Below are 20,066 nucleotides of genomic sequence, written 5' to 3'. Positions count from 1 at the left end.
GACCCAAATAAGCAGCTCATCCCTATGGGCTGCTTATCTCTTTTAAGCCCAATACTTATGAAGCACCTAAACAGCCCCCTGACGCAAAACTGCTTGCTGGTCTTTTGTCTACATTTTTTCCTTCTTACTCCTAAGCTTTATGCCCAACAGGATCTTTTACAAAAAGCTACAGATCTTTATAAACAAGGAGAGAAAGCATTCTTTGTGGATGTACCTACCGCAGCAAGTGATGAAGATGCGCTAAAAAACTATCAGGCTGTTATAGAGCTTTATGAAACCGCAGACACCCATCACCTTCTGGAAGCAGAAAGCTATCAGAAGATTGGAAGTATTTACCTGGGGCAAAGAATGTATGACAGCGCCAGAAATGCATATCACAAAGCCATACAGATAAAAGCAAAACTACCTCAGCTGGCAGATTCTGTATTTTATAAAGAATACATCTTTCTTGGTAACCTACATGCCCTGACTGAACGGCCCGACTCAGCAGAATGGTATTATCTAAAAGCTGTAGATATTGCAAATGCTTACCCAAACATAGATGAGGTAGAAAGAGCATATAACTCATTAGGGGTGTTTTATAAATCTACCGGAAATTATTACCAGGCAATTAATTTCTGTGAAAAAGCTCTTTCTGTTTTAAAAGAAGATGATGTTGATTTTCTGAATGCCACAGTCAGCTTCACATACAATATCGCGAAATCCAAAACCCATCTCTATCAGTACGAAGAGGCGATCTCAAGTTACAGAAAACTGCTCGCTCATGGGCTGATCTCAGAGAGAATATTTCTAGAATTAGGCAATGCTTACGGGCATACAAAGCAATACGACAGTGCTTATTTTTTCCTGAATAAAGCTGTACAAAGTGATTCTCCCTACATCCTGCTAGATGCTTACAATACGCTGGCAAGTATAGCTGCTGAAAGAAATGTTAGTGATTCGGCAACATATTTTTACCAACGTACAATAGACACCAGCCGTGAGTATTTCGGCTTTAAAAACTCCAGCTTAGCTTCCGCTTACATTGGTCTGGCCTCAGTAGCCCTGCAGAAGCAAAACTATGAAGAGGCACTAGAGTACTATCAGTTTGCTTTAATAAACAGTAACTTAAGCTTTTCTGACCTATCTGTCCAAAATAACCCTAGCCAGTTAGATCAATCCATATCACTATTAACTCAATTCAGGGCACTAAAAGGTAAAGCCGCTGCGCTTAAGCGCTGGAGCCTTGCCAGCAGCAATGGAGACTTGTTGCAGCAAAGTCTACACACCTATCAGCAAGCTGTTCGTACCGCACGCTATATTCAGCGTACTTATGATAATGATGAAGCCAAGCTATTTCTGGTTCAAAACATATATCCGGTTTATGAAGAGGCCATACAAACTGCTTATCAGTTGTACAAACAGACCAAAGAACGACAGTATGCAGAAATAGCTTTTCAGTACTCTGAACAAAGTAAGGCAGCAGTACTTTCTGAAATACTAGACGAACTGGAAATTAAATCTAGTGGCTTGCTTAGCGACAGCCTGATACAGGCTGAAAAAAGGCAAAAGCAACAGATTGCCCAGCTTAGGCTACAACTTATTGAAGCCAGAGACTCAGTACAACTTAGTAGTTTACAGCAAAACCTCAACGAGAACGAAATAGCGCTGGCCAGAACCGCAAAATCTTTACAAAAAGACGCTAAATATTATAGGCTGAAGTATCAGGAAGACTCTTTAGATGTAAACTCCCTGCAACAAAATATCCTGGGAAAGAAAGACGCTTTGCTGGAATATTTTATTGGCCAGGATAGTCTGTATACCTTCTTTCTAAGTAAAGAGAAGTTTGCCATCAAGGCTCAGGCGTTGGACTCTACATTTTATCAGGCAATTGCACAGGTACAGGCTCACCTTTACGATTACGAAATGGGGCAGGCATACGAACAGTACAAGCAGGCTTACCTTCTGTACCAGTTTTTACTATTGCCGTTTGAGCAAGAGTTGGCTAAGAAAGAAAGACTTATCATTGTACCTGATGGGCAGCTCAACTACATCCCTTTTGAGATGTTAAGCTACCAGCCTGAGGCCGATCAGTATTTACTTTATAAGCATGCGGTCAGTTATGCTTATTCGGCACAGCTTCTAGAAGAGGCTATCAGCACCCGCAAGAACAAAGAGTCGGACCAGGTACTGGCTATGGCTCCTTTTGCCGGCGATGAAGAGGGCAACATCAGAAGTAATGGTTTTAACCTACTCTTTGGCTCTAAGGAAGAAGTAGAAAATATTGGTGGGAGTATCTATCTGGAGAATCAAGCTACCAAACGTTTATTTCTGGAGCTGGTTAGCTCTTATGGTGTCATCCACCTGGCTACACATGCCAGCATTGATAACAATAATCCACTGGAATCATTTATTGCTTTTTACCCCGATGATAACGAATCTTTAACCGGCTATCGGTTGTATACACAGGAATTATATAACCTGCAATTAGACAGTGTAAAGCTAGTAGTTTTAAGTGCCTGCGAAGCAGGGAACGGTCAGTTAGTAAAGGGCGAAGGCATTATTAGCCTGGCACGCGCTTTTGCTTATGCGGGCTGCCCCAACATTATCACTACGCTATGGAAGGCGCAAGATAAGTCAACTGCTATATTAGCTTCCAGTCTTCACCATTACCTTAAAGAAGGATACACCAAAGATCAGGCTCTCAGGCAGGCTAAGCTAGACTATCTGAACTCAGATGAGATCCATCCTTTACTTAAAACACCCTATTACTGGGCTAACTTTATTTTTATAGGAGATACAGTCCCTATATATGAATCGCCAAAGGTTTGGTTGTGGTGGCTGCTGGCAGGACTGTTAGTAGTGGTGGGGCTTTACTTACTGCTAAAAAAGCTGGTCTTTAAACCTTAGCAATTTCAGTTTCCACATAAAACTATTAGAGATTAACTTATCGTAATAAGGGTGATTATTATCCAGATCTTCCAGTATTACAATTGCCTGATCGTACGCCTCTACTCTAAGTTGAGTCAGTGCTAACTTATAAGAGGCTTCCTGCAAAAGAAACTGATTGTCTGTTTTCCCTTCCATTTCCAAAATTTGCTGATACTGACCTATTGCCTCCTCAAACTGCTCTAGCTGCAGGTGAGCAGCAGCAGCAAAAAAGTGTTCAACCACACTAGGTTCAGCAATACCTGCATAAATTTGCAAGGCATCTTCAAATCTGTTTTGCTGGTAAGCATCCAGCATAGCTGTCTGAGAAGGAGTTTCGCCTCTACCTCTGGTTACGTCATTAACAGAGCTCAGCTCCATTTTGCTATTGTACAAACCCTCCGGACTCACTACTGCCGTTTGAAGTACCAGCCCAGCCAGCAATAAGATCAGCAAGCCGGCAGCTACCCGGTACGCATATGCATATAGTGGTAGAGTTTTAACTTCACTTTGGAGGTGATCTTCCAAACTTGGTACTGATGCATCTTTTAATATCTGCTCCCTTATCTGTTTTACTTCCGCACGTAGTCCCAGGTGCCGGATACCCTGCCGGGCAATATCTGTACTCTCTAGTTCTTCCCGCAGCTCTGCATCCTGAGAAAGTTGATACTCAAAGGCCTTCTGTTCTGTCTCATCCATTTCGCCATGCAGAAAACGATCTATCAACTCAGCCTTATGTAAATCTTGTCTATCCATTGACAAATAAGTTTTTAAAATGTTGTTTCATTTCATCATGAGCATCAAGTAGCGCATGCATCTTTTTCATGCATTTATACTTCATATTACGCGCTATCTGCTCATTTTCGTAGCCCATTTCCAGATATATATCTTTCATAGGCATTTCTTGATAATAAAATAGGTTGAGTATTTTTTGGCAATTGCGACCTAGTTGCGCTACAAGATCAGCTACCTGCTTTTTAGCTTCGCTCTCTCGTAGGCTTACCTGCACACTTTCTTCGGCTTTAGGATTTTCATCATAATACCTTGTTTCGCGTTGCAGTGCCCGTTTGCGTCTTTTAAGTTCGTTGAGCCATAGGTTGCGCATAATGGCATATAAAAAAGTTTTGACCTTGCTTTCTCCTCTAAACTTACCTTGCTGTACTGTTTCAATAAACACCACAATGCTTTCCTGAAAAGTATCCTCCGCATCCTGGTCATTTCCATTATTGCTCCTGATGTAACTAGCCAGGCTATCATAATAGTTAGCGTACAAGTGACGCACTATAGGCTCAATCTTTTCCTTGTTTCTGATGCATTCTACAATGGTCTCATCAGAAACCTGATTTACTGCCTTTTTCATTGCTATAGGTTAGTAGGTGCTGAAGCGTTTGATGTAACCAAAATACTGAAATAAATTCAGTAATGATATGAATAGCAGGGCTGACTTTGTGTAAACACCTATTTTCTAAAAAATTTGGTAGATAGGTTACATTTCATACTTAGATATTGACAAAAGAGAAAAGCCCCATGAAAAATATTTTGCTCTCCGGCCTTATCTTAAGTGCACTGCTAAGCTTTATGCTCGTGCAATGCCAGTCTACCTGGCAGGGTGGAAACCTTACCACTGAAGTAAAAGCCTTACTGGATACCCTAGCTGAAAAAGACCAGGCATTAAAAATACTGGACCTCTACGAAAAAAATCAGTTTATCTGGCTGAGCTTAACGGGGGAGTTACATGCAGTAGACCATAAGGGTACAGAGCATACTAAATTGCTGTATAGTAGTAAGCATTGGAATGACGTTACTTTTGTAGAGGACTTTTGCCTTAACGCTACGCGCGATAGTATCTATTTTACTGACCTGATGGATTTGCAAAGTGGCAAAGGAGCTATTAAACTAACTGATATAAAAGGCACCCAGATACATACACTTACAACCCTTGATAATGAAATACCATATCAGCTTTGGCTACACAATGAACAACAAAAGTTGTATTTTTTAGCCAAAAAGATCAACAGAGGACATAATGAATACCTGCTTCGTTACTTTGATTTACAAAAGGATCAAAAGGGAACTATATATGCTTCTACAGCTAAGATTGAAAGCTTAAGATTTGACGGTGTCCAACAACTATTAATTTTAAATGACAGCCAAAACCGCCAGCTTGCCTTCTCTACCGAACACATAAAGCCAGCAGCCTTAGCAGAAAACCTTCTTTCTCAATAACTTTATTTTTTACCGTTGTATGGACTTATACTTCCTTCAGAACTAACTAGAAAGGCTCTGTCAGCATGGTCCAGAATATCCTCCGGATCGTCAGAGTAGGCTTCTACAATGTTGTATTTCTTTCCATTAAAATGCTCATTTAAGCGTTTTATTTTTTCCTTTCCCTTACAGGCTTCCCCTTTAATTTTGTAGGTATTTTTGGTATAGGTGGTCTGAGTACAAAAATGATGATCTACCTTAAAGTCTTCAAAAAGTGGTTTCATATAAACATCTAAACCTCCGGAGATACAAATAATTTGTACACCTTCTTTCTTTAACTCCTCTACCCTGTTCATCAGTTTTTTGTTAAAGTACTGCGGAAACTCAATAGACCAGTACTCGCGCGCATACTTCTGCACTTTTTGAGGGGGTAAGTTATCCAGATAATTAAAAAAGTTCTCCTTAAACTCAGTCTGGTTGATTAGACGTGCTTTACCAATGAGTTTAAATATAACCAGCTGAAGGATATTGAGTAGCTTATAATCCTTTTTGAAGCATATATATTTAAAAAATTCTTCTTTAGAAGATTTCTGATAGAGCGTTCCATTGATATCAAATACGGCAATTTGATGCGTATTTTCACTTTCCATAAATCAGTTTTAAAAATTAGATATAAATAATTGCTAAAAAAATGGGTATCAGATCATGTTAATTAACAAGTATAAACTTGGGCTGTTCAAAATAATTAGCCAAAGCTGCTCATTAGTTTTCTTTTAACTGTGCTGAAACCTGTGCCAGAGGTAGCAAGCTAACAATCGTACCTCTTACCTGTTTTTTATTATAATAAACCACTTTTCTGATATGAATAGACACTTTTTACTAAGCCTAAGCTTTTTCCTACTCTTTTTCTTTCAGTTTTCATCTGCACAAGAATCAGAACCCTACTCTCCCCCGGATACCATTACAGTAGGTATTAAGCCCATTGTACCTTTCGTCATTGACAATGCTGATAGTGTCTATAGTGGTATTAGTATCTTGTTTTGGGAGAAGGTAGCCGAAGATCTGGGTATTCAGTATCAGTATAAAAAATACAATACACTGGAATCCTTGTTGGATGGTGTGGCTAACAAAGAGGTAGACCTGGCAGTAGGAGCCATCACAATTACTGACGAAAGAGAAACACGCATGGATTTTACTCACGCATATTTCTCTTCTGGTATGGGAGTAGCTATCCGTAAAGAACAAGGCGGAATTATTGCACAACTAGTAAATATTGCGTCCTGGGACTTTGTAAAAGCAGCAGGGGTACTCTGCTTTGTTATTCTAATTTTTGGGCTGTTACTCTGGCTCTTTGAGCGCAAGAAAAACAAAGAGATGTTTGGACACGGCCGAATGAAAGGAATTGGCAGTTCTTTCTGGTGGTCTGCTGTAACTATGACAACGGTGGGTTATGGTGACAAAGCTCCCATTACGCCCGGAGGTCGGGTAGTGGCTTTCGTATGGATGTTTACCGCTATTGTTATTACTTCTACACTTACGGCAGCTATAGCATCTGCGCTTACTGTTAATACACTAAGCCAGAACATAGAGTCTATAGAAGATCTTGCCAATATGAAGGTGGGCACCATTGGAGGAAGTAATAGCGAAGAATATCTTAACCGTGAGGGTATATTCTCCAGCTTATATAGCAATCCAGAAGAAGCCCTTCAAGCTTTGGAAAATGAAGAAATTTCGGTAGTAATTTACGATCGGCCAATCCTCCAATATTTGCTCAATAGCAATGACTATCCAGATATAGAAATTATGCCAAGGCGCATACTCCCTAGTAATTATGGCTTTGCCATACCAGAGAATAGCAGGCTAAGAAATGACCTTAATATTGTGATCCTCCGGAAGCTAACCTCACCCGAATACAGAAGCATCATTTACCGTTACCTGGGCAGAAATGAATTAGAATAAAAGTTAAAATTGGTGCCCAGCTACCTAAATATCAATAACCCAATAGTACAATATATTCTAATTTAATTTAAATATTACATACTTACCTAAAAGTTCATCTTAAGCGGGTAGAGAGCGCTATGTCTTATTATTTTTAAGCATCTCTAACCCTTACATTTTTGACTCAATGATGAAGGACAAACTCATTCAATGGTTTAACAAAAAAGGTATTAATTTCTTCATTTCTACCGTTCTACTGGTGATTGTAGCTGGAGCCATCTTTACATTTTACAGCCGGTACGTAATAGAAGAAGAACAGGAGAAAAGCAGACAGGCACAAAAAGTAATTTTAGACTTAAAGCAGCTTGGTTCTTTCGTATCTATTGCCGATGTAGGTTTAAGAGGCTATATGCTTGTTCCTGAAGCCAGATTTATCGCACCATATACATTTGCAAGAGAGTCTTACTCGGCTACGCTCAAAAGGCTGGAGGAAACTCTGGAACAGCAAAACTACGCAGAGCAGGACTCAATGTCTATGGTAAAAAAAGACATAGATGCTTACATGGCAATGCTTGAGAATATGTATCAGCTTACTAAAAGTGGAAATACTGAAGAAGCACAAGCTATTTTATACAAAGATTTGGGTTATGAGCTTATGCAGGATTATGGTCGCATTACTGCCAAGGTAAATACCTACGAAGAAGAAATTCTACTAAAAGCTTCTGCAAAATCCTCACTATTCATCCGGCTGATTGGATATGTCCAGTGGCTGCTGCTACTGCTTGGTATTCCAACACTTGTTCTGGTACTTATTCGCATCAGAAAAACAGAACAGGAAAGAAAGCAGCTTTTTGATGAGTTAAGCGCCAGTAACAAAAAATATATATTTGACCAGGGTACGGAAAATGATGAGGAGCTTAATGAGCAGAAAGTTATTGATAACATTGTGGGTAACCTTCGCCTTGCTGCAGACTTTGTAAAGAAAATCACCTCTGGTGATTATGGCGTTCAATGGACCGGCTTGAGTAAAGAGAATGAGATTTACAATAAAGAGAACCTTGCAGGTGAGTTGGTACAGATGCGTGAGCAGATGAAAAAAGTAAAAGAAGAAGACCAGCGAAGACTGTGGACAACTGAGGGGTTATCAATAGTAGCCGAAATTACTCGTAAGTTCCAGCAGGATACAGATCAGTTAGGTGATAAACTGGTTACTAATGTAGTACAGTACCTTAAAGCCAATCAGGCCGGCCTCTTTGTGTTGAGCGAGGGAGAAGGCGAAGAAGCAATATTGGAATTGGTAGCCTGCTACGCTTACGATAGAAAAAAATTCCTAAAAAAAACTATAGCAGCAGGTGAAGGCCTGGTAGGTCAGGCATTTCTGGAAGCAGATACAATTTATCTTACCGAGATTCCTGAAGAGTACATCAACATCACTTCAGGTTTAGGGAAAGCTCTTCCGAGCAGTATTCTGATTGTCCCGCTTAAATACAATGATGTGGTAATGGGTATTATAGAGATCGCTTCATTTCATGAGTTTGAAGATTACCAGATCAGATTTGTTGAAAGTCTGGGCGAGATTATAGCCTCTGCTCTTTCAACGGTAAAAACCAATGAAAAAACCAGAGTTTTGCTTCAGCAATCTCAGGAACAGGCTGAAGAGATGCGTGCTCAGGAAGAAGAAATGCGCCAGAACATGGAGGAGCTTCAGGCAACTCAGGAAGAAATGCAGCGCAAAACGCAGGAGTACGAAGAATTAATACAGGAGTATAAAGCCAAAGAAGAAAGTAGTAACGCATAGATAGCAAAATACTCAAAACCAAGCCCGGTGGATAATATCCATCGGGCTTTTTCTTTATGTCTATACTCTCATCAACTTTATTAATATATTTTTTATTTTCTCTGTAACTTTCCTTTCACTCACTTGTCTTGCCTCTGAATATGCTACTGGAAGAGTTTAAACATAAGGTCCTGCCGGTCAAGAATAAGCTTTACCGCTTTGCTCTCCGCTACCTGGGCAACGAAGACGAAGCCAAAGATGTAGTGCAGGAGGTATTGATTAAAGCCTGGGACCGCCGCGAAGAGCTGCACGTATACCGCAGCATAGAGGCCTGGTGTATGCAACTCACCCGTAACATTTCATTGAATAAACTGAAGTCCGGACACTACAGTAAAACAGACGTACTTGACGATGGGCTAAGGCTAAGCTATAGTGCTCAGTCACCCTACGAGAGTGCCGAAACTCAGGATACCATGAATAGCCTCCAGAAATTTATGCGCCACCTGCCTCTGCTACAGCAGCAGGTGATTCAGCTAAGAGACGTTGAAGGCTACACCTACGACGAAATCAGCGAACAGCTAGACGTGAGCCTGGGGCAAGTGAAGATCAACTTGTTTAGAGCAAGACAAAACCTGAAAAAAAATCTGCAAAGCATTAATGCTTATGGAATTACTAAAAATTGAGCAACTACTGGACAAATACTGGGAAGGTGCTACTAGCCTGCAGGAAGAAGAGCAGCTAAAGCATTACTTCAATACACAGGAGGTGCCTGCACACTTGCAAGCGACAGCGCAGTTGTTTCGTAGCTTTAGCAGGGAGAGTGAGCACTCCTATCTGGATGATCATTTTGACGATGAACTACTTGGTAAAATAGAGCGCAGTTCTGCTTTCAGCTTCAGTAGGTACCGTAAGGTCTTCAATATGGCTGCTGCCATCAGCGTATTGGTCATTTCAGGAATTTGGCTATTCAGCTCTAATAGTTCACAAGTACAACCTGACCTTGCTTATACGGAGAACACTTATGAGGACCCTCAGCTTGCCTATGAACAAACCCGGCAGGCGTTACTACTGGTATCCAGCATTATGAACGAAGGAACCCAACATTTGGAAAAACTTGAAAGCTTTAGCGAAGCTCAGGAAAAAATTAAAGAAAACAAAAAATGAAAAAGTTAATCATCACCATTATAGCTATGCAGTTAATTGCCTTCGCAGTGCAGGCTCAAAACTCTTCCATAGCAAGCCTTTTTGATAAATATGCCGACAATGAAGCCTTTACCAAAGTTACGGTAAATAGCAAAATGTTTAACCTTTTTACTGAGTTTGAACCGGATGACCCCGATACCAAAGAGATGGCTCAGGCTATTAGCAAACTGAAAGGTCTTAGAATACTGGCAGCAGATAGTATTAACAATGCTTCTAAATATTACCGCGAAGCCAAAGCCAGTATACAGAAAAGTAATATGGAAGAGCTCATGTCTATACGAGACGGTAAAGATGATATGGTATTTTTAATACAGGAAGAGGGTGGAAAAATAAGCGAGTTACTCATGCTTGTAGGAGGCGACTATAAATTTATAGCAATGAGCCTCTTTGGAGAAATTGACCTGAAGCAAATCTCAAAACTATCCAAAGGGATGAAAATCAATGGCATGCAATACCTTGAAAATATTGATGAAGGTAAAAACTAAGCTTTGCTTTCAGCCCTGCTGCTAACCTATGGGCAGGGCTATTAATTTTTACTACCCAACATGAACCCCTACCCCATGAAAGCACTTTTCCTTACCACTACTGTATTGCTTTTAAGCTCTCAGTTACAGGCTCAAAGTGAAACCGTGAAGCAATTTATTCTTAAAAATAACCCTTCAGCTTCTATGTATTTTTATCCCAGCACGCTTAGAATGCTGAACTTGGAACAGAACCCTGAATTTTATCAACTGGTAAGAGACATTAAAAAACTAAGCTTTCTCACTTTTGACAAAGGCAGCAGCTCTTTCAATAAAAGAGACATTCTGGAAGTACAGAAGCAGTTGACAGCAGAACAATACGAAGAGCTTTTTATGATGGAAGATAAGGGTACCCAGATATACGTATATGCCAAAGGTAAAGCACCAGAAGCCTATGTGTCTATGGTAAACAATAATACTTCTCTTATGCTTTTTGATCTGCAAGGTCACCCTGATCTTAATGCTTTAATAAGTTTAATTCAAAATGGCTTTAACTTTAGTGGCATTGCTAATGTGGCCAGCCTCACACAAACTGATCATCAGGAAGAGCATTAAATTAAAAGGCTTTGAGTAACATACTAACCATAGACAATCTGCACAAGCACTACGGCAAGGTACATGCAGTTAACGGTCTCTCACTAGAAGTTGAAGAAGGGTCGGTTTTTGGCATTTTGGGCCCGAATGGTAGTGGTAAGTCAACTACCCTGGGTATACTTTTAGATGTAGTCAGACATGATGGAGGAAGCTACCAGTGGTTTGGCCTCCCAGGTTCAGCAGCAGTTCGTAAGCAAATAGGAGCCATACTGGAGAGCCCTACCTTTTATCCCTACCTTTCAGCAGTAGCAAACCTTAAAATTGTAGCCACAATTAAAAATGTAAGCTATACGCGTATACCCAGAGTGCTTGAAATTGTAGACCTGCATGAACGTAAAGATGATCCTTTTAAGCAATACTCTTTAGGTATGAAACAAAGGTTAGCCATAGCTTCTGCCCTACTCTCTGACCCCAAAGTAATGATACTGGACGAGCCTACTAATGGACTGGACCCCCAGGGCATTGCAGAAATCCGACGCCTGATTGTAGATATTGCAACTCAGGGCAAAACAATTATTCTGGCCAGTCACCTGCTAGACGAAGTACAGAAAGTCTGTACGCACTTTGCCGTTCTTAAAAAGGGTAAGAAAATTTACAGCGGAAGCGTTGCAAAGGCTTTAGGCGGTACCGATACTGTAGAGGTCGCCGCAGCAGATATGGAGCAATTACGAAATGTAATCTCAACATTTGATTTTGTAAAAAGTGCCGAACGTGAAAACGGTATTTTTAAATTGAAGCTGGAGCAAGAGGCAAATACCAGTTTCCTCAACCAGCAACTTAGCGAAAAGGGCATATATGTCTCTTATCTGTCTCAAAAGACTAAAAGCCTGGAAAAACAGTTCTTAGACCTTTTAGCCACTACCCATGACTAGATTATTTTATATTGAATGGCTTAAGCTTAAGCACTACCGCCCTTTTTGGATATTACTTATACTCTACTTTGTAATACTGGGGCTCATCTGCTCCAGCGTAATGCTCTACCTGAACTTTATTAGCGATAGAGGAGCCTCTTTCCAGGGGATTTCTCCTGACATGATTCCCTTCTACGACTTTGCCGACATTTGGCAGAATCTGACTTACCTAGCTACCTTCTTTAAGATATTTTTAGGTTTTATAGTAGTCATTTCAATCTGTAACGAATGGAACTTTCGTACCATCAGGCAAAACATTATAGATGGGCTGGATAAGAAAGAGTTTTTAATATCCAAGTTGATTATCATTCTCCTACTCACCTTCATAAACACTGTCTTTATTCTTCTACTGGGTATTGTTTTAGGTAGTCTGTACTCCCCGGTATATGGGCTGGATGTAATGGTGCAGAAGATATTTTTTGTACCCGCCTATTTTCTAGATGTACTTGCCTTTCTTTGTTTTGCCCTGCTGGTAGGTATGCTTATCAAAAAGACAGGCTTTGCAATCGTATTACTGGCTTTTTATACACTTTTTATTGAGCCTATCGGAGTTTTAATACTCTCACACTTTTACGCACAATATACTTTTTATGAGTTTTTTCCGATTAGAGCAATTAATAATCTGATATCAACCCCTTATCCTAAATACATTTTCCGGGAAATCAAAGACTATCTGGTATGGCATGAGCTGTTGCTAGTGGTGGCTTATTGCACCCTGTTCATATTTTTAAGCTTTCGTTTGCTTAAAAGTAAAGATGTAGCCTAATATGCCTGACATTACATAGCGTATGATGATGGATACCCATCACCCCAACTAAATGCTATACTATTTTAAATCACTCATCTTCACCTCAGGCACATCTTTTTGCGCCAGCTGCTTCAATTCCTTTCGTAAGGACTGATCATACTGATAACCTTGCTCTGTTAAAGGCCAGAGCATAGGGGACAAACACATAATAGCCGCCCGGTAGCCTTGTAAAGTAGCCTCCATGTTTCCTGTGGCTTTGGAGAGTGCTGCCTCATTTTCAATTTCAAAAGGTCCGCTGAATCCTTTTTCTTTCAGCGTATCAACAAAAGCGCGCCAATCCATACTATCCGTACCACCAAAGCCAGGGAGCATAGCTTCGTAATTATGTCTGTCCCACTCGTGGTCTGGTAAAGGTACTCCCGCTTTTTTCGCCAGCTTCTCGTCCACCTGATGTACAGGATACATCCCCCCCCAATGCACCTGCTTCGCATTTTGCAGATTGCGAGTAGCTTTTACATGAACTCTCCGAATTCTGCTCATATCACTCGCTTTAATCACCTCTACAGGGTCGGTATGCTGCCATACATCATGAGAAGGGTCATAAATTTCGCCATGTGCCACACTGGGGATAAGCTCATACATAAGCTTACGAGCCGCCAATACACCTGGCAGATTATTAAAAGTACTGGTATATCCGGCAGAGCGCCAGCCCTCCATCGGGCAGTTTTCGTAAACAACACTCACTCCCAGATCTTCAGCGTATTTGATGATGGGGCTAAATACTTTCGCGTACTTATCAAGGTTTTTTTGAAAACCATTCTCCTGCACTCCCAACTCATGATCATAACCTACAAACGTGCCTACCGTTACGTCGTTTTCGTTACCTCCTAGTAAGTGGGCAATTCGTATCAAACGAAGCAGATGATCTTGATTTTTTAGCTGCTGCTCAGGCTCACCTCCTATGCAATTTTCAAAAGCACCTACCGATACGCCCAGACCAAACTCATTTAGTGTATCAATAACTTTTTTAGCAGTATCCAGGTCAAAATTTTCATAATCCAGATGAGTAGCTACATGATCGGTACGTGTGCCATCTCGGCGAAATACGCACAAATCTACCCCTTGTGCTCCTACTTCTTTAGTTTTTTGCAGTACTTCCTGGAAGTTTAGCTCGTCAAATGCAGAGCTCATGATCCATATAGGGTTATTCATTTTATTAATATTTTTATATACGGATATTTAAAAAAAACTACATGCTGCATATTATAACAAGATTAGCATCATTCCAAAGCTCTTATACTGCTTTAGAATAGTGATATGGCTATTCGTACTGCTGTACCTAAAATGGTAGCAGGTAATATTCGTTTTAAATTTTTATAAGAAAGAAAGTAAATGTTTTATAACTTGTGGAAGTTTAGGCAATATTGAGCTGAAGGCCGTTGTTCTCACACTTACATCCGCATTTCCAGGTCATGAAATCTTTATTAACCACCATCATCTGCATTTTGCTGTGCAACACATCTATTGTTTTTGCTCAACAGCAAAAAAAGATTGACAGTCTGATTTCTCAACTTGAACATGTTTCAGGGAAGGAAAAGATAGACCTTTACAACCAGATTGGCTGGGAATACCGTCTATCTTACCCTGACAGTACAACTTTCTACTGCCAGTTAGCCGTTGAATATGGCGAAAAACACGACTTACAATACGGAGCAGCTCAGGCCAAAAACTACATGGGGGTAGCCTCAATTTACCAAGGTAAATACTCTCAGGCATTTACCATGCACAAGCAGGCCCTTTTCAGTGCCTCAGCCTCAAAAGATTCTTCGCAGATAGCCCATGCTTACAACAGCCTGGGCCGCCTGTTCTTTTCACAGGGAGACCAGATAGAATCGTATCAGTATTACCATAAAGCGCTTAATATCTTTACCCAGATTGGTGACCAGCAGGGAGCCAGCTATTGCTATAAAAGTCTGGCAGAACTCTATGCCCTTCGTAATGAATACGATAAGTCAGAGGATATGCTATTTAAAGCGCTGAAGATCCGCAAGAATCTGCACGATGACCGGGGAGTAGTATCTGTGTACAAAGAGCTGGCTTCTATTTCTACAGACCAATATGATTATTCTAAAGCCCATGAGTACCTTAATACAGCCAGGGATATCAGTACCCAGGTAGGCGATCAGGTTAACCTTGCCGAAATTGACCTGAGTACTGCTGAGCTATACTACAAACAAGAGAGATACAACAAATCTTTACTTAGCGGACTTTCAGCACTTACAACAGCTCAAAACATTGATAACCAGCAGCTTCTTGCCAATATTAATTTACTACTGGGCAAAACGTATTTGTACAAAAGAAACTTATATACTGCCCGTCAGCATCTGGAAAAGGTTATCCGCTATGCTGAAAACAGTAAGTTGCTGCGGCCATTGACCGATGCACACTATTATCTGGCTCAGGTACACGAAGAGTTACAGTCTTATAAAACGGCTTTATTTTATCATCAAAAATATATTAACTATAAAGACTCACTCTTTAATGTAGAGAAGGCCAAGAACATGGAGCGTCTGGAGACGCGTCTCCTACTCAAACAAAAGGAATACGAATACAAAATACTGGAAGCTTCTGCTGCGCAGAAAGAATTTACCATCAGGCAGGAAAAGAGTAAAAACATCGCTCAAAACATCATTATTGTATTAGCCCTGGTGCTGTTAACTGTCTTTATCGTATTCTTTAACCGCAGTAATAACCAAAACAAGCTTCTTGAGATTCGCCGAAAGAAAATAGAGCAGCAACACAAAGAAATCAGCTTCCAGAACGAAAAGATAAGCGAGCAATACATGCAGTTGGAGTTGCAGAACAAAAAGCTACAAAAAGTAAATAAGGAAAAAGACACGCTGATGAATATTGTGGCACATGATTTAAAATCTCCATTGAACCGTTTGTCTGGCTTGTCCGACCTGCTTATGCTACCTAACCAGGACAGCCACGAAAGAGAACGCTACGCTTCTATGATTAAGGAAACTTCTCAGGTGGGTGTTAACCTGGTGCAAGACCTGCTGGATATGAATGCCTTCACAAGCACCACAGGCTTCAAGTATACAGACCTTAACCTCAAACAGTTTTTGAGTGATCAGGCAAAGTCACATGAGTCTGCGGCAAGTAATAAAAGTTTACGCATGCACGTACAATGCGATGCGTACATAGATTTTCGTTCCGATCTCGTTTATCTTTCGCGCATTATGGACAACTTACTGTCCAACGCAATTAAGTTCTCCTATGCTGAAACCGATATTTTTATTAATGGCGGGCTACATGATAAGCACCACTTTGAGATTAGTGTAGAAGATCAGGGGCCAGGCTTTAGTGAGGAAGATAAAAAGCACCTCTACAAAAAATTTACGAAGCTGAGTGCCCGCCCTACACACGGGGAAAGTTCTCATGGCCTGGGGCTGGCTATTGTAAAAACATTAGTAGATAAAATGGGAGGTCAAATCTATCTGGACAGTAAAACAGGAGAAGGCAGTAAGTTTACTCTAGTTTTTCCTCTTAGTGATTCTATGCCTCTGGTGTAAAAGCAGTATTTTACGCCAATTGTTAAGATAAGCCACCTGAAGTGGCTTTTTTTATTTCTACTCAGCGCATACTGGTTTGTACATACAGTCACGATTCCCTAATTTATCCCTACAAACACTATACGACAACAACCTACTCTAAACTATGCTTAGCATTGAAAAAACTCTCTTGTCATTATTTATTTCTACACTTCTTTCTATAGCTACCCTCGCCCAGGAAGTACCTCAGGTACCGGGCACTATCGTCAGCTATAGCCCTGCTTCATCTCAAAAATATATCGGCTCTCCCAGCATTTGTATTTTGCCTAACGGAAACTATGTAGCCTCTCACGACCACTTTGGCAAAGGCTCTACCGAACATGAGAAAGCACGTTCATTTGTTTTTCTTTCAACCGATAAAGGGGCTAGCTGGAATCCATTAGCTGAGATAGATGGGCAGTTCTGGTCTAAGTTGTTTTACCACCAAGGTGCTTTATACCTACTAGGCACAGATAAACATCATGGAGATATGATCATCCGCCGATCTGAGGATGAGGGCCGAACCTGGACTGAACCCAAAAACAAAAAAAATGGCTTAATCTTAAAAGGTGAATACCATTGTGCTCCTACCCCTATCATTCTACACAATGGCAGATTGTGGAGAGCGATGGAAAATGCCAAAGCTCCCACTACCAAATGGGGCGAGCGGTACAGCACCTTTATGATGTCAATTCCAGAAGATGCTGATCTTCTGCACGCAAAAAACTGGACAAGCAGTGAGCAACTTAGCTACCATGCTAACTACCTTGAAGGTGACTTCGGAGGCTGGCTGGAAGGTAATGCTGTTGTTGGGCCTGATGGAAAAATTCTCAATATTTTAAGAGTTGACAACAGAGCTGAAAATGCTGAGGATAAAGCTGCTATCGTTCTAATCAGCGAGGATGGAAAAAAAGCCAGTTTTAATCCTGATAATGGATTTATGGATATGCCGGGAGGCTCAAAAAAATTTACTATTAGTTACGATTCGCTTTCGCAAAAGTATTGGATGATCGCCAACTACATTCCTCAGAAATACAAAGTAGAAGAGAAGCCGGCACGTATAAGAAACACACAGGCTTTGTGCAGTTCTGACGACCTTAAGACCTGGAATGTACACAAGATTTTGTTACAGCACCCAGATGTTGAAAAGCATGGCTTTCAGTATGTAGACTGGCTCTTTGAAGGAGACGATCTCATTTATCTTTCTCGTACTGCCTTTGATGATGACAAGGGAGGAGCAAATAATTTTCACGATGCTAATTTTTTGACTTTTCATCGCATCAAAAACTTTCGGCAGTTTGCTCAGCAGAGTATTAGTGAGTAGCTCCAAGCCTTAATTATTGCGAGTTTACTATCGAGTACACACATCATTCAAATTTTATGATTTATCTAAATTAAACTCAAACTCTTAATTGAACCTGAAGTTGAAAGAATGTTGTAACCTAACTAACCTATACAGATGAAAATAAACAGCATCAGTCGTCGTAATTTTAACCGTAAGCTTAGTGCTGGTCTAGGAGGGGCAGCATTGGCTCCTCAACTTTCTTATGCTTCTATGTTTGCAAACAAGCCGGAGCAAAACAAAAAGCTAGGCATCGCACTGGTAGGCTTGGGCAGCTACAGTACTAACCAACTGGCTCCGGCACTACAGGAGACGGAACATTGCTACCTCGCGGGTATAGTAACAGGCACCCCTGCTAAAGCCAAAACCTGGACTGATAAATACAATATCCCTCAAAAGAACATTTACAATTATGAGACTTTTGACCAGATAGCTGATAATCCTGATATCGATATCGTATATGTTGTACTACCCAACTCCATGCATGCTGAGTATAGCATCCGAGCCGCCGAAGCTGGTAAGCATGTCATCTGCGAAAAACCCATGGCCATCTCTTCTGAAGAATGCCGACAGATGATTGATGCCTGCAATCAGGCCAATGTAAAACTTTCTATAGGTTACCGCTTACACTTTGAGCCTCATAACCAGGAGGTCATGCGTCTGGGGCAGCAAAAAGTAATGGGTGATATAACGCTTATTCAATGTGGTGCTGGCTATCTTATGGGTGATAACTGGGACCAGTGGAGGTTAGACAAAAAGCTGGCAGGTACTGGTGCATTAGGCAATATGGGCGTGTATGCTATACAGGCGGCGATTTATACCGTAGGGCAAAACCCCACATATGTACGTGCTCAGGAGTTTAAAACCAAGCCGAAGAAGTTTAAAGAAGTTGATGAAACTGTCACTTTTCAGTTTGAGTTCCCTACTGGCACAGTAGCTAACCTACATACCAGCCATAATGCACGTACTAACCGACTGTATGCTGCCTGCGAGAAAGGCTGGTTTGAGCTAGAACCATTTTCGCCCTACGGAGGCATCAAAGGTAGCAGCAGCGAAGGGCCTATTAGCTATCCTCAGGTAAATCAACAGGCACTGCAAATGGATGATTTTGCCAACTGTATCAAGAACGATAAACAGACTCCCGTACCCGGAGAAATGGGCATGCGCGATGTGCAGATTATTGAAGCTATCCTGGAGTCTATTGATAGCGGTAATAAGGTAATGCTGAAGGATTTAGCCTATTAGGAAGAGTGTAAAAAACTCTCTTAGCTGAAATATTCAGATGCAAATGATGTCGTCAGACTTTCGTTTACATGCGTATTTGAAGCTTTATTAAAGATTTTTTGAAATTTTATCAAAAAAAATTATTACCCTACTCTCTAAGTCATTCATTATAAGGAAGTTAAAAACAGAAATATTAAATTTTAAAAACTAACAGGCAAATCAAACTACATTTTGCCTTTACGACAATGTCACTACCATTCTGATATAAAAAAACCAACATATAATAGTGGTTGTTAAAATATCTTAAAACCTAAAAGTCCATGAAAAAGCAATATTATATAACAATCTGGCTGATTTTCAATTAGTTTATAAAACTGCAGTGTTGCATTTTTCATGATAATTTTATCTAAATTTGAAGTATAACACTAACCACAGTATTGTTTGACTAAAATTCATTTCACAATGGCTAAAACCACGAAGACTACAAGCGCTACTACCGCAAAAAAAGAAGCAGCACCCAAAAAAGGACCTGTTGCTAAAAACGCTTCTACTACCGCCAAGAAAGCAGCTCCTACCAAAAAAGCAGCCACTAAGAAACCTGCCGCAAGTGCAGACCCTGCTGTAAAGTTGGAAAAAGCCTGCAAAGATGCCGTAGCCAAATTTCAGAAAATGGACGGCGGGCAGTACAAAGAAATTCAGGAAAAACTGGAATGGTGTATCGGTAGCTACAACTACGATAAAAACCCAGAAGGTTTGGTAGAATACGGAAACAAAGCGGCAAATATTCTTAAAGAAGTAAGAAAAGATAGCCCCAGAAAAGTTTCTAAAAAACTGGTTGACGATCTTGACAATGCTTTAGCAAAATTCTAAGGCCTGCATTCAGGTTAAAAGAAAGGCTTTTGCTCTTGATAATCTGTATTTTTTAAGCTTATCCCTCCTGTCGTTAATTCTACAAACGGGTATTCTCCCAAAGATTTCAGATTTAGCCTTCAGCTCTTTTAATCTATGCCAAGGAAACGTATCAACACTTTTAATTAAGAGCTACTTCTCTACAGGTAGCTCTTTTTCTTTGTATCTTTTTTGATTTTGGCGTATCATAG

The 20,066-nt window shown here is 40.5% G+C and carries 18 protein-coding genes; 14 read left to right on the top strand and 4 right to left on the bottom strand.

Going from position 1 to position 20,066, the window contains the following annotated elements; translation table 11 throughout:
- Nucleotides 1-57 precede the first annotated feature (57 nt).
- Nucleotides 58-2,889: a CHAT domain-containing protein gene (locus tag PZB74_RS14865; RefSeq protein WP_302237384.1), complete on the top strand. Its 2,832-nt coding sequence runs from the start codon at nucleotides 58-60 to the stop codon at nucleotides 2,887-2,889.
- Here PZB74_RS14865 and PZB74_RS14860 read toward each other — a convergent pair.
- Together PZB74_RS14860 and PZB74_RS14855 are read right to left on the bottom strand one after the other, a co-directional pair.
- Nucleotides 2,863-3,663, bottom strand: a complete 801-nt coding sequence (locus tag PZB74_RS14860; protein WP_302237382.1) for a tetratricopeptide repeat protein — start codon at nucleotides 3,661-3,663, stop codon at nucleotides 2,863-2,865. The genes PZB74_RS14865 and PZB74_RS14860 overlap by 27 nt on opposite strands.
- On the bottom strand, nucleotides 3,656-4,267 hold the full coding sequence (locus tag PZB74_RS14855) for an RNA polymerase sigma factor (RefSeq protein WP_302237380.1): 612 nt from the start codon (nucleotides 4,265-4,267) through the stop codon (nucleotides 3,656-3,658). The genes PZB74_RS14860 and PZB74_RS14855 overlap by 8 nt, the downstream gene beginning before the upstream one ends.
- 167 nt (nucleotides 4,268-4,434) lie before the next feature.
- On the opposite strand from PZB74_RS14855, the gene PZB74_RS14850 reads away from it, so the two are divergent.
- Complete coding sequence (locus PZB74_RS14850; protein ID WP_302237378.1) at nucleotides 4,435-5,133, top strand: hypothetical protein; 699 nt, start codon at nucleotides 4,435-4,437, stop codon at nucleotides 5,131-5,133.
- Between the two features lie 2 nt (nucleotides 5,134-5,135).
- Here the strand turns inward: PZB74_RS14850 and PZB74_RS14845 are convergent, their stop codons facing one another.
- The gene (locus tag PZB74_RS14845; RefSeq protein WP_302237376.1) at nucleotides 5,136-5,762 is read right to left on the bottom strand and encodes an HAD-IB family phosphatase; all 627 of its coding nucleotides are present in this window, start codon (nucleotides 5,760-5,762) and stop codon (nucleotides 5,136-5,138) included.
- A gap of 211 nt (nucleotides 5,763-5,973) precedes the next feature.
- On the opposite strand from PZB74_RS14845, the gene PZB74_RS14840 reads away from it, so the two are divergent.
- The 8 genes from PZB74_RS14840 to PZB74_RS14805 all read left to right on the top strand — a co-directional run bounded on the left by PZB74_RS14840 (nucleotide 5,974) and on the right by PZB74_RS14805 (nucleotide 12,822).
- On the top strand, nucleotides 5,974-7,071 hold the full coding sequence (locus PZB74_RS14840; protein ID WP_302237373.1) for a transporter substrate-binding domain-containing protein: 1,098 nt from the start codon (nucleotides 5,974-5,976) through the stop codon (nucleotides 7,069-7,071).
- A gap of 166 nt (nucleotides 7,072-7,237) precedes the next feature.
- Nucleotides 7,238-8,848: a CHASE3 domain-containing protein gene (locus tag PZB74_RS14835; RefSeq protein WP_302237371.1), complete on the top strand. Its 1,611-nt coding sequence runs from the start codon at nucleotides 7,238-7,240 to the stop codon at nucleotides 8,846-8,848.
- A 140-nt stretch (nucleotides 8,849-8,988) separates the two neighbouring features.
- Nucleotides 8,989-9,510, top strand: a complete 522-nt coding sequence (locus PZB74_RS14830) for a GFO_1088 family ECF-type sigma factor (RefSeq protein ID WP_302237369.1) — start codon at nucleotides 8,989-8,991, stop codon at nucleotides 9,508-9,510.
- Complete coding sequence (locus tag PZB74_RS14825) at nucleotides 9,491-9,991, top strand: PG0215 family putative anti-sigma factor (RefSeq protein ID WP_302237367.1); 501 nt, start codon at nucleotides 9,491-9,493, stop codon at nucleotides 9,989-9,991. Before PZB74_RS14830 ends, PZB74_RS14825 begins: the two co-directional genes overlap by 20 nt.
- On the top strand, nucleotides 9,988-10,515 hold the full coding sequence (locus PZB74_RS14820; RefSeq protein WP_302237364.1) for a DUF4252 domain-containing protein: 528 nt from the start codon (nucleotides 9,988-9,990) through the stop codon (nucleotides 10,513-10,515). The genes PZB74_RS14825 and PZB74_RS14820 overlap by 4 nt, the downstream gene beginning before the upstream one ends.
- 75 nt (nucleotides 10,516-10,590) lie before the next feature.
- Nucleotides 10,591-11,106, top strand: coding sequence for a DUF4252 domain-containing protein (locus PZB74_RS14815; protein ID WP_302237362.1), 516 nt, complete (start codon nucleotides 10,591-10,593; stop codon nucleotides 11,104-11,106).
- An 11-nt stretch (nucleotides 11,107-11,117) separates the two neighbouring features.
- On the top strand, nucleotides 11,118-12,017 hold the full coding sequence (locus PZB74_RS14810; protein ID WP_302237361.1) for an ABC transporter ATP-binding protein: 900 nt from the start codon (nucleotides 11,118-11,120) through the stop codon (nucleotides 12,015-12,017).
- Entirely contained in the window at nucleotides 12,010-12,822 is an 813-nt protein-coding gene (locus PZB74_RS14805; protein ID WP_302237359.1) for an ABC transporter permease, read from the top strand. Before PZB74_RS14810 ends, PZB74_RS14805 begins: the two co-directional genes overlap by 8 nt.
- 60 nt (nucleotides 12,823-12,882) lie before the next feature.
- On the opposite strand, the gene PZB74_RS14800 is transcribed toward PZB74_RS14805, so the two are convergent.
- Nucleotides 12,883-14,016 carry a sugar phosphate isomerase/epimerase family protein gene (locus PZB74_RS14800; protein WP_302237356.1) on the bottom strand — a complete coding sequence of 378 codons (1,134 nt, stop codon included), beginning with the start codon at nucleotides 14,014-14,016 and terminating at the stop codon, nucleotides 12,883-12,885.
- 260 nt (nucleotides 14,017-14,276) lie between these two features.
- Between PZB74_RS14800 and PZB74_RS14795 the strand changes: the two genes are divergently transcribed.
- From PZB74_RS14795 to PZB74_RS14780, 4 genes are all read left to right on the top strand, one after another.
- On the top strand, nucleotides 14,277-16,382 hold the full coding sequence (locus PZB74_RS14795; protein WP_302237353.1) for a tetratricopeptide repeat-containing sensor histidine kinase: 2,106 nt from the start codon (nucleotides 14,277-14,279) through the stop codon (nucleotides 16,380-16,382).
- Between the two features lie 145 nt (nucleotides 16,383-16,527).
- Nucleotides 16,528-17,724, top strand: coding sequence for a sialidase family protein (locus PZB74_RS14790; protein WP_302237350.1), 1,197 nt, complete (start codon nucleotides 16,528-16,530; stop codon nucleotides 17,722-17,724).
- A 135-nt stretch (nucleotides 17,725-17,859) separates the two neighbouring features.
- Nucleotides 17,860-18,987 carry a Gfo/Idh/MocA family protein gene (locus tag PZB74_RS14785; protein WP_302237347.1) on the top strand — a complete coding sequence of 376 codons (1,128 nt, stop codon included), beginning with the start codon at nucleotides 17,860-17,862 and terminating at the stop codon, nucleotides 18,985-18,987.
- Nucleotides 18,988-19,428: 441 nt separating this feature from the next.
- On the top strand, nucleotides 19,429-19,836 hold the full coding sequence (locus PZB74_RS14780; RefSeq protein ID WP_302237344.1) for a hypothetical protein: 408 nt from the start codon (nucleotides 19,429-19,431) through the stop codon (nucleotides 19,834-19,836).
- Nucleotides 19,837-20,066: the final 230 nt, after the last annotated feature.

The organism is Porifericola rhodea, from assembly GCF_030506305.1.
Classification (GTDB): domain Bacteria; phylum Bacteroidota; class Bacteroidia; order Cytophagales; family Cyclobacteriaceae; genus Catalinimonas; species Catalinimonas rhodea.
This window is presented reverse-complemented; position numbering and strand designations above follow the sequence as displayed.